This is a genomic window from Chloroflexota bacterium, from assembly GCA_026713825.1.
In the GTDB taxonomy this organism is placed as follows: Bacteria; Chloroflexota; Dehalococcoidia; order Lucifugimonadales; family UBA1127; genus UBA1127.
In genome coordinates, this window is record JAPONS010000108.1 from 1 (window position 1) to 13,558 (window position 13,558).

Annotated in this window: 14 protein-coding genes; 9 read left to right on the top strand and 5 right to left on the bottom strand. The window is 65.1% G+C overall.

Annotation, left to right across the window (positions count from 1 at the left end; all coding sequences use genetic code 11):
* The 7 genes from OXC99_12200 to OXC99_12230 all read left to right on the top strand — a co-directional run.
* The coding region (locus tag OXC99_12200; GenBank protein ID MCY4625742.1) for a His/Gly/Thr/Pro-type tRNA ligase C-terminal domain-containing protein at positions 1-272 on the top strand (272 nt) is incomplete at its 5' end.
* Between the two features lie 230 nt (positions 273-502).
* On the top strand, positions 503-1,621 hold the full coding sequence (hflK, locus tag OXC99_12205) for an FtsH protease activity modulator HflK (protein MCY4625743.1): 1,119 nt from the start codon (positions 503-505) through the stop codon (positions 1,619-1,621).
* On the top strand, positions 1,618-2,505 hold the full coding sequence (gene hflC, locus OXC99_12210; GenBank protein MCY4625744.1) for a protease modulator HflC: 888 nt from the start codon (positions 1,618-1,620) through the stop codon (positions 2,503-2,505). The genes hflK and hflC overlap by 4 nt, the downstream gene beginning before the upstream one ends.
* A gap of 19 nt (positions 2,506-2,524) precedes the next feature.
* The gene (locus tag OXC99_12215) at positions 2,525-3,517 is read left to right on the top strand and encodes a MoxR family ATPase (protein MCY4625745.1); all 993 of its coding nucleotides are present in this window, start codon (positions 2,525-2,527) and stop codon (positions 3,515-3,517) included.
* 2 nt (positions 3,518-3,519) lie between these two features.
* Positions 3,520-4,749, top strand: a complete 1,230-nt coding sequence (locus tag OXC99_12220; GenBank protein ID MCY4625746.1) for a DUF58 domain-containing protein — start codon at positions 3,520-3,522, stop codon at positions 4,747-4,749.
* Positions 4,746-6,209, top strand: a complete 1,464-nt coding sequence (locus tag OXC99_12225) for a DUF4129 domain-containing protein (protein ID MCY4625747.1) — start codon at positions 4,746-4,748, stop codon at positions 6,207-6,209. The genes OXC99_12220 and OXC99_12225 overlap by 4 nt, the downstream gene beginning before the upstream one ends.
* A gap of 55 nt (positions 6,210-6,264) precedes the next feature.
* On the top strand, positions 6,265-6,621 hold the full coding sequence (locus OXC99_12230; protein MCY4625748.1) for a hypothetical protein: 357 nt from the start codon (positions 6,265-6,267) through the stop codon (positions 6,619-6,621).
* A gap of 156 nt (positions 6,622-6,777) precedes the next feature.
* Here OXC99_12230 and OXC99_12235 read toward each other — a convergent pair whose 3' ends face one another.
* The 4 genes from OXC99_12235 to OXC99_12250 form a co-directional block, all read right to left on the bottom strand.
* Positions 6,778-7,110 carry an aspartyl protease family protein gene (locus OXC99_12235; protein MCY4625749.1) on the bottom strand — a complete coding sequence of 111 codons (333 nt, stop codon included), beginning with the start codon at positions 7,108-7,110 and terminating at the stop codon, positions 6,778-6,780.
* Positions 7,111-7,187: 77 nt separating this feature from the next.
* Positions 7,188-8,060, bottom strand: a complete 873-nt coding sequence (locus OXC99_12240) for a transglutaminase family protein (protein MCY4625750.1) — start codon at positions 8,058-8,060, stop codon at positions 7,188-7,190.
* A 4-nt stretch (positions 8,061-8,064) separates the two neighbouring features.
* Positions 8,065-9,036 (bottom strand): alpha-E domain-containing protein, encoded by a 972-nt coding sequence (locus OXC99_12245; protein MCY4625751.1) that lies wholly within the window; start codon positions 9,034-9,036, stop codon positions 8,065-8,067.
* A gap of 1 nt (position 9,037) precedes the next feature.
* Complete coding sequence (locus tag OXC99_12250) at positions 9,038-10,471, bottom strand: circularly permuted type 2 ATP-grasp protein (protein ID MCY4625752.1); 1,434 nt, start codon at positions 10,469-10,471, stop codon at positions 9,038-9,040.
* Between the two features lie 382 nt (positions 10,472-10,853).
* On the opposite strand from OXC99_12250, the gene OXC99_12255 reads away from it, so the two are divergent.
* Together OXC99_12255 and OXC99_12260 are read left to right on the top strand one after the other, a co-directional pair.
* Positions 10,854-11,501, top strand: a complete 648-nt coding sequence (locus tag OXC99_12255) for a ferritin-like domain-containing protein (GenBank protein MCY4625753.1) — start codon at positions 10,854-10,856, stop codon at positions 11,499-11,501.
* A gap of 71 nt (positions 11,502-11,572) precedes the next feature.
* Positions 11,573-12,541, top strand: a complete 969-nt coding sequence (locus tag OXC99_12260) for a quinone oxidoreductase (protein MCY4625754.1) — start codon at positions 11,573-11,575, stop codon at positions 12,539-12,541.
* A 247-nt stretch (positions 12,542-12,788) separates the two neighbouring features.
* Here OXC99_12260 and OXC99_12265 read toward each other — a convergent pair whose 3' ends face one another.
* Positions 12,789-13,337 (bottom strand): hypothetical protein, encoded by a 549-nt coding sequence (locus OXC99_12265; GenBank protein ID MCY4625755.1) that lies wholly within the window; start codon positions 13,335-13,337, stop codon positions 12,789-12,791.
* Positions 13,338-13,558 lie beyond the last annotated feature (221 nt).

Below are 13,558 nucleotides of genomic sequence, written 5' to 3' on the forward strand. Positions count from 1 at the left end.
CGCTGCGCGCCCGCCTCGGGGGGCCCGCGGCGCCCGTCGCCGCCCGCCCCGCGTCGGACCTGCGGCAGGCCGGCTTCCGCGCCGTCCTCGCGCAGCCGGGCCGCAGCTTGCGGGGGCAGATGCGCCACGCATCGGCCCTTGGCGCCCGTTACACCCTCGTCCTCGGCGACGCCGAGGTGGCGGCGGGCACAGTCCAGGTCAAGGCTATGGACAGCGGTGAACAGCGAGAGACGCCCCTTACCGAGGCTGCGTTGTTGATCAGAGGAGCGTAGCTGGAGTGAGTCTGATCGTATTATTCCAGCTATCCACATAACGGACGTTCGTGTATCCTGAATGGACGATGACCCCAACCCACCTTCTGGATTTACCAGCATTGTCCGGGTGACCTGAATGGAACGGCCGTTGTCTCGCGGGCAGAAGCCGCGGCACATCTCGTGGATTGCGAGGCCCATTCCACCCTGCACCTTAGCTTGTCCAAGCGTTAGATAGAGAGGGAGTGCCTATGCAACGTCCCGGCGGAGGCTCAGGAGAAGAGTGGGAACGCCTCTTTAGACAGGGGCGGGAACGTTTCAGCGATTGGTCGTCGCGCTTCGGTGGCGGCGGCAGTGGTGGGATCGGCGGAGTCGGCGGCGGTATGCGCGCCACGTTTCTGATCGGCGCGATCCTCATCGCCCTGTTGATCTGGCTCGGCACCGGCTTCTACACCGTGGACCCCGACGAGCAGGCCCTCGTGCGCGTCTTCGGAAGGGTCACCAACGTCGCCGGCCAGGGGCTGCACTGGCGCCCGCCGACGCCTATCGCTCGGCACGATACCGTCAAGGTAACCCAGGTCCGGCGCATGGAGGTCGGCTTCCGCACCTTGCCCGACAACACCGTCCGCACCGACGCCGTGGAAGCATTGATGATCACCGGCGACGAGAACATCGTCGACGTGGAGATGGTCGTCCTCTACCGCATCTCCAGCATCAGCGACTACATCCTGAAGGTGCGCGACCCCGGCGACCCGGATCGCGCCATCGGCGACAGGCCTGACGGGCGCACGTTGAAGGACGTCGCAGAGGTCGCCCTCCGCGGCGTCATCGGTCAGCGGCCCATCGACGACGTGCTGACCGCGGAACGTGCCGTCATCGAGACTGAGGTCAAGGACGGTATGACCGGGCTGCTCAACGATTACGCGTCCGGCATCCTCATTGAACAGGTGCAGTTGCAGACGGTGAAGGCGCCGGAGCAGGTGCAGGCCGCGTTTGACGACGTGGTCAGCGCCAAGGAGGACAAGGAGCGGCTCGGAAACGAGGCACAGGCCTACGCCGCGGACATCGTCCCCCGTGCCGAGGGTAACGCCGAGCGCATCCTGAATGAGGCCCGCGCCTTTGAGGCCCAGCGCATCAACGACGCCCGCGGCCGCGCCGCCGAGTTCCTCGCCATCCTCCAGGAATACGCGCAGGCTGAGGACGTCACCCGGGAGCGCCTCTACTTGGAGGCGATGGAACGCATCTTGCCCGGCGTGAAGAAGTTCATCATTGACAACGATACAGGCGGGGACCTCCTCCAATTCTTGCCTCTGGATTCGCTGCAACAGCAGCCACAGCAACAGTCGGCGGGAGGGGGGCCACAGCAATGAAGGCAGGAATCCTCTACGGGTTCATAGCGTTTGTCGCGGCGGCGCTCATAATCATCTCGCAGAGCTTCTTCATCGTCGACGCGACCGAGTACGCCATTGTCACCCAGTTCGGTGAGTTCCAGCGGAGCTACACCAGCCCGGGGCTCAAGACCAAGCTGCCCTTGATCCAGAACGCCGTCAAGTTCGACAACCGGCTCCAGCGTTTCGACATCCCGCCGGCCAACTTCATCACGCTGGACAAGAAGAACCTCGTCATTGACGCGTACGCGCGTTACCGGATCACGGACCCGCTGCTCTTCCTCCAAAATCTCTTCAACCTCGAAGCCGCCGGGCCCAAGGTCGGCGACATCGTTACCTCCGAGTTGAAGAAGGAAGTCGCCAGCGACAACCAGTCTGACATCATCTCGGAGACCCGCGAGCAGGTCATGAATCGGGTGCTCATCGCGTCCCAGAAGATCGCCGACACCAGCGGCGAGAGCGGTCGGGGCCTCGGCGTCGAGATCGTCGACGTGCGCATCAAGCGCGCCGACTTCCCCCTGTCCATCGCCGAGTCCGTCTTCGCCCGCATGAACGCCGAGCGGAGAAGGGTCGCCAACCAGGAGCGCGCCGAAGGCGAACGCACCAAGCTCGAGATCCAATCGAGAGCCGATCGTGACGTGGCGGAGATCCTCGCGAATGCCGGGCGTGAGGCGCTTGAGATTCGCGGTGCTGCGGAGGGTCAGTCCATTCAGATTTTCGCGGAAGCCCTTCAGCAGGACCCCGAGTTCTACACCTTCCTCCGGAGTCTTGAGGCCTATGAGAAGATCCTGAGCGGAAACGACACCATCGTCCTGGACTCTGAAGCCGCACTGTTCCGGTTCTTGGCCGCGGCGCGGGGAGAATAGAAAGAGTAGGCGCACAATCGTGACAACAAGCCCCGGCGCAAACGTGGACGCCGTCGCGGCGGCGGCCCAGCGCCTGCACACCCAGATTCAGAGAGTGATGGTCGGCAAGCGGGACGCCACAGAGCTCCTGCTTGTCGCCGTCCTCTGCAACGGGCACGTCCTTATCGAGGACGTGCCCGGCATCGGCAAGACGATGTTGGCCCGCACTATGGCCCGCTCGTTGGGGTGCACCTTCCGCCGTGTGCAGTTCACGCCGGACCTGCTCCCCTCGGACATCACCGGCTCCCACATCTTCGACCAGCGTACCGCCGAGTTCACCTTCCGTCCCGGCCCCGTCTTCACGCAGGTGTTGTTGGCGGACGAGATCAACCGCGCCACGCCCCGCACCCAGTCCGCGCTGCTGGAGGCCATGGAAGAGAGACAGGTGACGGCGGAGGGCGATTCCCTCTCTCTTCCCAAGCCCTTCCTCGTGCTGGCCACGCAGAACCCCGTCGAACTCGAAGGCACATTCCCCCTGCCCGAGGCCCAGCTCGACCGCTTCCTCCTCCGCGTCCGCATGGGCTACCCCACCGAGTCGGAGGACGCCCTGATCCTCGACCGCTTCATGCGCGACAACCCCATCGAGGACATTGAGCCGGTCGTCTCGGACACCGACCTCATCGCCCTGCAGTCCGCCTGCCGCGAGGTCGTCGTTGAACCCGACGTTCGCGACTACATCAGCCGCATGACGCAGGCCACCCGCGTTCACCCCGAGGTCGAGCTTGGCGCAAGCCCGCGCGCCATGCTTGGCCTGCTCCACGCCTCCCAGGCGCGCGCTGCGGTCAACGGCCGCGGCTACGTCATCCCGGACGACGTCAAGGCGCTGGCGCCCTCCGTATTCGAGCACCGCATCAGCCCGCAGGCGCAGACCAACCTGCGCGGCGACTCGGCCGCCGCGGTGCTCGCTGAGATCATTGAGTCAGTCCCAACGCCGGTGGAGCACGAAGCAGCCGGCGTCCACTCGGGAGACTGAACATGGTCGGTGAGGGCTGGCTCCTCATCACCCTGACGCTCCTCATCATCTCCCTGATAACGGCTCAGGTGCCCCTCCTGCTGCTTACAACCCTCGTCTTCCTCTCGGGCCTGCTCGTCCGCGTGTGGAGCCACTTCGCCCTCGCCCGCGTCTCCCACGAGCAGCGCCTCAGCCACGAGCACGCCTTCTTCGGCGAGACCGTGGAAGTCGACGTCACCGTCTCCAACCGGAAGATGCTCCCCCTGCCCGTGGTGCAGGTGACCCTGGAGGCCCCCGACGAGCTCCGCGTGCTGCGCGGCTCCGTGACGCCCGCCGCCGGCAACCCCTTCCGCATCAACCTGACCAGCTTCCTCGCCGTCGGCTGGTACCGGCGCGTAACCCGGCGCTATCTCGTCGAGTGCAACAAGCGCGGCTACTACACCTTCGGCCCGTCCACCATGTCCGTGCGCGACCCATTCGGCTTCACGAGCCGCGATTCCGACTTCCCCGCCACGTCGCGTCTCGTCGTCTATCCGCGTGTGCTGCCCCTCCGGGCACTCGGCCTGCCATCAACCGAGATCCTCGGCGAGCGCCGTGTGAAGCGGCAGCTATTCGAGGACCCTCTGCGCATTGTGACAAGCCGCGAGTACGTCCCCGGCGACCCGCTCAACCGCATAAACTGGCGCTCCACGGCCCGGCAGGGCAGCCTCCAGACCCGCGTGCTCGAGAGCACCTCGACGCCCAACGTGGCCGTATTCCTCGACGTCAACACCATGGAGTCACGCTTTCAGGCGCCGTCGGAGCCGCTGCTGGAATCGGCCGTGTCCGTCGCAGCCTCCATCGCCAGCCACGCCATTACCTCGCGCTTCGAGGTCGGCGTCTACGTCAACGAGGCCTACCGAGGTACTAGGGAAATGATCCGCTTCGCGCCGTCGAGAAACCCGGGCCATCTGACCCGCGTCCTCACGGGCCTTGCCCACCCGCAGGGTTGGCCCCTCCACTCCATGGACCGAATTCTATCGAGGGAGGGCCGCTCCATTCCGTGGACGGCCAGCATCCTCGTCGTTACCGCCGTCCCGACGCCGGCCCTCTTGGGCACCCTCCGCCGCTTCACGCGAGCTGGACGCCGCGTCGCCCTCGCTCTCGTCGGCTCAGGAGCCGTCCGCGCCGTACCCAGCGACATCCCAACCTTCGTGGTCCCGCAGGCCGCTCTGCAGGGGCACGCCGCAACGCTGGAGGTGGTGACGCAATGAACCGCCTCTACGCCACCCTGCTTGTCATGGCCGAGCTCCTCTGGAGCTACTCCGTCATCGTAGCGCTGACCGAGTGGGGCTGGATCGGATGGGAGCGCCCGCCCGTCTCCCTCCCCGCCGCCACACTCCTTGCCGCGGCCGCGCTTATACCGACGCTCTTGCCAGACGACAGCGAGTCTGTGTTCGTACGCTTTCGCGGGCTGTTCCTTCCGCTGCAGGTGCTCCTCCTCGCATTTGTCGTCCGCACCCAGACCGCCGATGGCTACGCCCTGCTGGACCCCGAATGGTTCAACGCCCTCTGGGCTGGCCCGCAGCTCTTCCTCGGCGCCGTCGCCTACGGCACATTCCTCCTCTGGCGCGCCGGGACATGCACGTCGCCCTTGCCCGTGCCGGAACGGCTGCACACCCGCTTCCTCTTCGGACTTGCCGTATTCTTCTTCGCGCTGCTCTTCGCCTTCTTCGCGGACAATGAGTTCGACAGCCGGAGCCCGCTCCTCTCGCTGGGCATCTACGGCGTCACCTACTTCGGCGTCGGCATGGCCGCCATCGCCATCGCCAACCTCCGCGACATCCGCCGCGAGATGGTGCGCCGCTCCGACACCGGCCTGCCGTCTCTCCGAGAGTGGATGGCAGTGCCCCTCGCGACGATCGTCGGCATGCTCTTCACGTCGCTGGTCTTCTCGGCCTTCTTCTCATTCGACCTCGCCCGGCTGCTGCTCATTCCGCTGGAGTACATCGCGAGGGGCATCGCAATCGCCATCCTCTACGGCATCATCTTCCCCCTGAGCTTCCTCGCGGGCGGGCTCACGTGGCTCCTGCAGCGGCTCGTTGGAACGAACATGGAGGAGGAGCAGAACGGAGACGCCGCCCAGCTCACGGACGACCCCCTCCTGGTGGAGCAGGGCGAACGCGTACTCTTCTCCGACGCCGCATTGCTCGCGCTGCAATGGGCCGCCGGCATCCTCGCCGCCCTCGTCGTCATCTTCATCCTCGCTAGGGTGCTCAACCGCTTCCGTCGCAACCGCGATGACGACGGCGAAGAGGAGGTCAGCGAGTCCCTCGGCGCGTGGAGCTATTTCAAGCAGGACCTCAGCATGTTCCTGGCGTGGCTGATGGGGCTATTCCGAAGGAAGGAGAGGCCCGCGCCCGTCGAGGAGTACACGCCCGTCGCTGTCACCGGCGACACCGGCGGCCTCCGTCGCGACTTCACCATCCGGGAGATCTACCAGGGCCTCCTCTGGGAGGGCCGCACCGTAGGCCGCCCCCGCCGCAACGCCGAGACCCCTTTCGAGTACGGCACACGCATCCACCCCCTCGACACCACGGAGGAGCACGCCCTGGAAGACATCACCCAAGCCTACGTCGAAGCCCGCTACGGCAGCGAAGACCCCTCCCCCGACCGCCTCCGCTGGCTAAACCGCCAATGGCTCCGCCTCCGCGCCGCCCTAACGCGCGAGTGAGGCGAGGGGTAGGGTAGGATGCGCATAACGGCTGCAACGTCAGGAAAGGAGCATCGTGACTACACAGGAAGATCGGGAGCAGCAACAGAGAATAGCAAGGGAACGGCGGGAGGAGCATCAGCGAAGAGAGCACCATGAGCAGCAGGTTTCATCAGCGCTGTCTGCCTCCAATCACGCCTTTGAAGGGCCTCTGAAGGCACTGAGAACGTTGAACGAGATGTTTAGGGAGAACAGGACTCGGTTGACCGCGGATGAAACACGCACCTTCGATACCGTAGCAGATTTGCTCCAGCAGTCGATTGACGCATACAGGCGAGAAATAGTGGCAATGTCCTACCCCGGCTGTATTTGTCCCGTGTGCCAACCCATGAAAAGGTATGCTGATAGATTGGAGAGGGTAAGCAAGAGGTAGGTAAAGGTTCATGCCCGCCCGCAAGGTCTCTATAAGAGACGCCCCCACTGGCAGTCAAGCGAAGTGCAAACTGCTTTCGTGAGCGTTTCTGATAAGTGCACCCTTGGCAAGCCCGGAGCCTGCCCCGTACTTGATATGGGGCCAAACCGCGTGCGTCTAGTACAACCTGGCGCGCAACCTGGGGACAAGCTCTTGTGCTATCGGGTCTACCATCAGCATCAGCGCCTCAAGTGTGACGGCCCCCATAATCGGTTCGGCATCGTCATCGCCGAAGGCCACCGGCGCAACGCCGGAAACGCCCATGGCCGTAAACATGGCGTTCCCAACGCCATAAGAGACCTCGCTCTGGTCAGCAAGTTCAAATGTGATGGTACGGGTCGGCGCTATCCCCAGTTCCCGCAGTGCGCCGGCCGGAATCACGGAATACGTCGCCCCGGTATCGACGAGGGCCTCCACAGCAACGCTGTTGACCCCGTTCACGTCAGACACCGTTAAAGTATGCGTAAACTCCCCCATGCAACACTCCTGAACGCCATTCTAGCAGAAAACGCCTTTTCACCCCCCGGTCACGGCAGATGCCGCACCCGTACCTCGACGTCCAGCTCCATCGCGCCGCCCCCCTGCAGCACCCCTCGCGTGGGCGCAACGTCCTGGTAGTCGCGGCCCGCCCCGATGCGTATGTGCCGGTGGTCCGCCAGGCACCGGTTCGTCGGGTCGAAGCCCACCCAGCCGAGCCCCGGTAGCTTGCACTCCACCCACGCGTGCGTCGCCCCCGGCCGCGTCTCGTCAATGTCCGCGTAGTCGGACACGTCAACGTACCCCGACACGTACCGCGACGCCACGCCCCACGTCCGCGCGACGGCCAGCATGACGTGCGCGTAGTCCTGGCACACGCCCTCGCCCGACTCCAGTACCTGGTCGATTGGCGATCCCACCGACGTGCTGCCCGGCACGTACCTGAAGCTCCCGTGTATCGCCGACATCAACGCCCGCAGCGCCGACAGCGGGTCGCCGCCCGGCCCCTCAAGCCCGTTCGACCGAGCGAAGTCCGCCAGCGCCGGCGTCGACTGCGTCAGCGTCGTCGGGTGCGTGTAGTCCCAGTCGGCGAATGACTCCGAGGCCGCTCGGATCTCGTCCCACGCGCTGCTGTCCAGCGTCTCCGGGGGCGTCTCGCCGGGCAGCGTCACTACGATGGAGTGCGCCGTGATGACGAGGCTCGTATGCTCGCGGTGGATGTGCAGCACGTGCTTTGTGTTGCCGAACGGGTCCAGCTCTGCGTTGTGCGGCGCAGCCGGGTCCGTGGTCAGATCGAACCGCAGCAGTTGTTGCCTCTCGTCGTTCTGCGGGTTCAGGCACACGGACATGATGCAGTTGCGCACCGGCCACTCGTACCGGTAGCGCGAGATGTGCTCAATCTCGTAGCGAACAGGCAGGCTCATGGCATCACCGTACCGGAGCGTCTTGAATGCGGTAGTCGAAGTACGTCGCGGACACCAGGTCGTGCAAGTCGCGGCAGTGCTGGTATGCCTCGTTCAACAGCGGCTCCGGATTGTGATGCCCGTCCCACTCGTACTTCACCAACGCCGAGACCCGTCCCGCCAGCCGCCTCAGGTCCTCGCTCGCGGCCGCGTTCGGCCCCGGCCCCAGCGATTCCAGCGCCTCCTCCACGTGGCCCAGCATGCGGCTTAGCGAGTTCGGCAGATGGCTGTCCGTCGACAGCAGGTCCAGCACCTGTCCCGGTTCCACCTGCACGGCATACCGCACGACGTACGCGTCGAACGCGTGGTACAGCCGCAGCAGCGTCTCCCAGTCCCCGTCAAAGGAATCGTCTGCCAGCCGTGAAAGCTGCAGTTGCGTGAGGAACAGTGACGTCGTCAGCTGCGCCTTCTCGATGGCCCGGCCAAGGCGGATGAAGGACCAGTTCTCGTCGCGGTACATCGTGTCCGCGGCTGCCCCGCTAAACGCCGAGATTGCGCCCGCCGTCTCGTTGTAGAACGTCTCCGGCGACGTCCGCCAGATGTCCCGTATGCCCATTCTCTGTAAACGCAAATACGGCAGGGTCAGTCCCAGCCACATCTCGCCGGTGATGCACTGCCGCATCTGCCGCGCGTTCTCCCGCCCCCCCGCGCAGCAGCTCCACACCGACTCCGGGTGCATCCGCTCGAACGTCAGGTCCTCCGCCAGTGTGTACGAGTCGAACAGCAGCCCCTCGTCCGACTCCAGCACGCCGATGTCGCCCCACGGCGGCGTCCGCTCCATCGTGCCGTAGATGCGGCTCCACCCGAAGTGCACCTCGCGGAATGGCCGGTCAACCATCGCCTCCATCTGCAGCGCCATCATGCGGCACAGGTGCTCCGCCCGCGCCAGGTAGCGGCTCATCCAGTACAGGCCCTGCGCGCTCCTCACCAGTATCATCTCAGTCCTCCAGCACCCACAGGTCCTTGCCCCCGCCGCCCTGACTGCTGTTCACGACAAGGCTGCCCTCACGCAGCGCGACGCGGCAGAACGCCCCCGGCACCGTCCGCGTCTCGCGCCCCGTCAGCATGAACGGCCGCAAGTCGACGTGCCGCGGCTCGAAGCGCCCGTCGATCAGGCACGGCGCCCGCGACAGCGCCAGCGTCGGCTGCGAGATGAAGTCTGCCGGGTTGGCCCGCATCTCCTCCGCGTACGCCTCCCGCTCCGCCTTCGACGCGTGTGGCCCGACGAGCATCCCGTACCCACCCGACCCGCCGACGCGTTTCACCACCAGCTTGTCCAGGTTGTCCAGTGTGTACTCCAGCCCTTCGGGCCGTCGGCAGAGTGTCGTCTCGACGTTTTGCAGCAGCGGCTCCTCGCCCAGGTAGTAGCGCACCATGTCCGGCACGTACGCATAGACGCTCTTGTCGTCCGCGACGCCCGTTCCCGGCGCGTTTGCCAGCGTCACGTTGCCCAGCCGGTACGCGTGCATCAGCCCCGGCACGCCCAGCAGCGAGTCCGGCCTGAACACAAGCGGGTCCAGGAAGTCGTCGTCCACGCGCCGGTAGATGACGTCGACACGCCGCAGCCCCGAAGTCGTCCGCGTGTACACAAAGCCGTCGTTGACCACAAGGTCGCGCCCCTCGACAAGCTGCGCGCCCAGCTCGCCCGCAAGGAACATGTGCTCGTAGAACGCCGAGTTGTAGATCCCCGGCGTCAGCAGCACCAGCGACGGGTCAGACTGCCCCCGCGGCGCAAGCTCCCGCAGCGTCTCCCGCAGGAGCCGTCCGTAGTGCTCAACATCCCGCACCCGCGAGCTCCGGTACACCCGTCGAAGTCCCGCCTTCACCGCCTTCCGGTTCGCGATCATGTACGACACGCCGGAAGGCACCCGCAGGTTGTCCTCCAGCACGAAGAAGCCGTCGTTGGTGCGGACCATGTCGGTGCCGCAGACGGCCACCCACACGCCCAGCGGCGGCTCCATGCCCCGCATCTCGACGCGGTACTGCGGGCACCCGCGCACCACGTCGACGGGTATGACGCCGTCCCGCACGATGCGTCCTTCGCCGTACACGTCGCTCAGGAAGCGGTTCAGCGTCGTCACCCGTTGCACCAGCCCCCGCTCGAGAAACTCCCACTCGGCGGCGGCGATGATGCGAGGCACGCAGTCGACGGGGATGATGCGCTCCTCCGCCTCCTCGTCGCCGTAAACCGTGAAGGTTATCCCCTCCGTCGAGAATGAGTGCGTCACCCGCTCCTGTATCCCGCCCAGCTCCTCCTGCGAAAGCGCCGTCAGCGCCTCGTACAGCGGCCGGGAGCCCTCTCTCGGCTCGCCGGCGTGCAGGAACATCTCATCGAAGATGCCCGGGGCCAGGTTGTAGTTGGAGAAGTCCATGCCAGTCTCATTCTCTGTTCTGGCTGAGCCTGTCAAAGCCCGCGCCTTTGCCTTCTACTTAGCTGCACCAGTATACCGATTGTGCAATCCACCACGCCACGCTATGTATGGGCAAAGGCCGCCCACCCTTACCCCCCACTCCCTCTCCCCCGCCTACTCATACCGGCGAATAGCTTGCCCCATACTCCGATACGGGGCAGGTATCCAGAGACCCTGCGGCCAACGGCATCCGTTATTCTCAGGCTTACTCACACCGCCATTCCGGCGAATGCCGGAATCCAGGGGCCAGGCAACGCGGCCCGCTTGTCCCCCCGCCGCACCTCCCCGTATCATGGGCGATGCGCCCCGTCGCAAACCGGCAGTCGCATTGTGGGAGGACATCGTGGACTCGAAGGCCTTCGTCGCGGAGCTCGTCGGCATGGTGGAAGATTTCTGCCGCACCTTGGACGACGCTCCGCCCGCATACAGCTACATCCCCCTGTCGACCGACGACCAGCGCGTCCACGTCATGAAGAGCCGCCTCTTCAACGAGCAGCGCGCCGCCGACCTCTATGGCTCATGGCTCCGCACGACGCCCGAATTTGACGTGAAATTGCTGATGGCCGAGTCCGCCCACGAGGAGATGGAACACGCGGAAATCCTGTCTGGACGCATCCGGGACCTCGGCCACGACCCCTTCGACTACCGTCCGCTGCCCGCGCAGATGGCGATGTTCAACGCCATCGAGGGGCTGAGCGACACCTGCCAGCGCATCGCCGGGTTCGCCCTCGCGGGCGAGTCCGTGGCGACGTACCTCATCATGAAGTCCCTGGACGCCGACTCCGTCCCGGACTGGATCAAAGCCCCCTACCGCCGCATCGCCGAGGATGAGGTGGGCCACGGCAGCGCCCCCCGGCAGGTCCTCATAGACCACGCCACCACGCCCGAGCGGCAGGACGCCGCCCGCCGCGCCGTCGCCATGCGCCTCGTCCTCTTTCGCGAGTACCTCGCCAGCCTCGACCGGTGGGTGCTCGGCGACGGCCCGTGGTAATCCAATAATCCGTTCGCCCAGAGCTTGTCGGAGGGCGACTGAAACGACCGTCCACACTAAAGGAGGAAACCATGCACGCAATCCAAATGGCGGAGGTCGGCGGCCCGGAGGTCATGAAGTACGTGGAGTTGCCGGACCCCGAGCCGGGCCCCGGTCAGGCCCTCGTCGAGATCAAGGCCGCCGGCGTCAACTACACCGACGTCTACTCCCGCTCCGGCTCCAACCACCCCGCGGCCCTGCCCGCCATCCCCGGTATCGAGGCCGCCGGCGTCGTCCTCAAGCTCGGTGAGGGCGTCAACCAGGTGGCCGTCGGCGACCGAGTTGCCTACTCCAGCGGCCCGGGCTCCTACGCCGAGATCAACGCCGTCCCGGCATGGCGCCTCATGCCCATCCCGGACGAGCTGACCTTTGAGGAGGGCGCCGCCGCCATGCTGCAGGGCATGACCGCCCAATACCTCGTCTCCGACTGCTTCCCAATCAAGCCCGGCGACATAGCCCTCGTCCACTCCGGCGCGGGCGGCGTTGGCCGCCTCCTCATCCAGATGGCCAAGCTCAAGGGCGCCGAGGTCATCACTACCGTCTCCACCGGCGAGAAGGTGGAGATCGCCAAGGCATGCGGCGCAGACCACGTCGTCATGTACACGCAGGAGAGCTTCTCCGAGGCCGTCAAGCGCATCACGGATGGGAAGGGCGTCCAGGTCGCCTACGACGCCGTCGGCGCCACAACCTTCGATGAGAGCATCGCGTCGTTGGCTGTCCGAGGGTACATGGTCGCCTACGGGCAGGCCTCCGGCCCCGTGCCGCCCGTCCCCCTCGCGACGCTGAACCCAAAGTCGCTCTTCCTGACGCGCCCAACCCTCGTCAGCTACACGCTCAACCGCGACGAGATAGCCATGCGCTCAGGCCAGGTGTTCGAGTGGATCAGGTCGGGCGACCTCAAGCTCAGCATCTCGCAGACCTTCGCCCTCAGCGACGCCCCGGAGGCGCACCGCCAGTTGGAGGGCCGCCTGACCACGGGCAAGCTCCTGCTGAAGCCGTAGTGCCGTGAATCGCCCGTCCCCACGGTCGTTCGCCCTCATACATCGAGGAAACCGTGGAGGTAGGGGCAACCCTCGTGGTTACCCTGACTGGGAGCGTGCTCTCCTCGCAGAGCTGTAGAGCGGGACCGTCTTACCGGCAAAAGCCGGTATCCAGAGGGGCGGAGTTCGGGGAGGGGCCGTTTGCCCTGAGGGAACGCATTGAAGGAAGGGGGCAGGCCCGTGGCCTGCCCCCTTCTGTTTGGTCAATCTAGCTGCCTGTAGCTAGGAGTCCAGCGCCCGTAATTACTCCGTATACAATCCAGAACAAAATCCATGAGGGTATTACAGTAATCAGTGCTACAAAGAACGCCCGCATTGCGGAATTGTAGTCCAAAGTCTGGCGCGCGGAGATCACAACGCCTACAAATTGCCAGAGCCAGACGCCAACGAGGATGAATACCCCAATATGTGAGACAAAAGTAAGTACATTCAACACTCCGGGAGTCTGGGCAAACGCCGTACCGCGCGCTACTTGGCCCCAGTTGGCATGGGTCTCTGACGTTCGGAGAATTGTCCCGCCAACCATGTAGATCAGGAGGGCCCAGATCGCCCAAAAGAGAATGCCCCGAACGACAGCGTAGATTAGAGCTTGTAGAACTTCACCCTTACCGCCGAAAAACTCGCCTACGCCACTCAACAAGGAGATAACCACTACCAGCAGCAGCGCCTGGGGCATTGCACCGCTGTCGGCTTCAACCTCCTCATAGGTGTGGGGGTCCAACCGCGCAGCGCCCAACATCCGAGCCAGCATGTTCATCTACCTGCCTCCTCGTGCCCCGCGCTTGAACAGGGCAATGTATTCGCTGCGGCGCGAACGCCCGAACAACTCTCATGCTATCACGAATTGCCAATGTTCAGAGCCTGTCCAAATTGGAAACCGAAGCCAATTGCAGCGTATCGCCCGTTCCAGCGGACAGCGTTTGAGGCAGGGGCGCAAAAGTCTCGGGCAACTGATAAGCAGGGTGCGGCTCGCGGCAC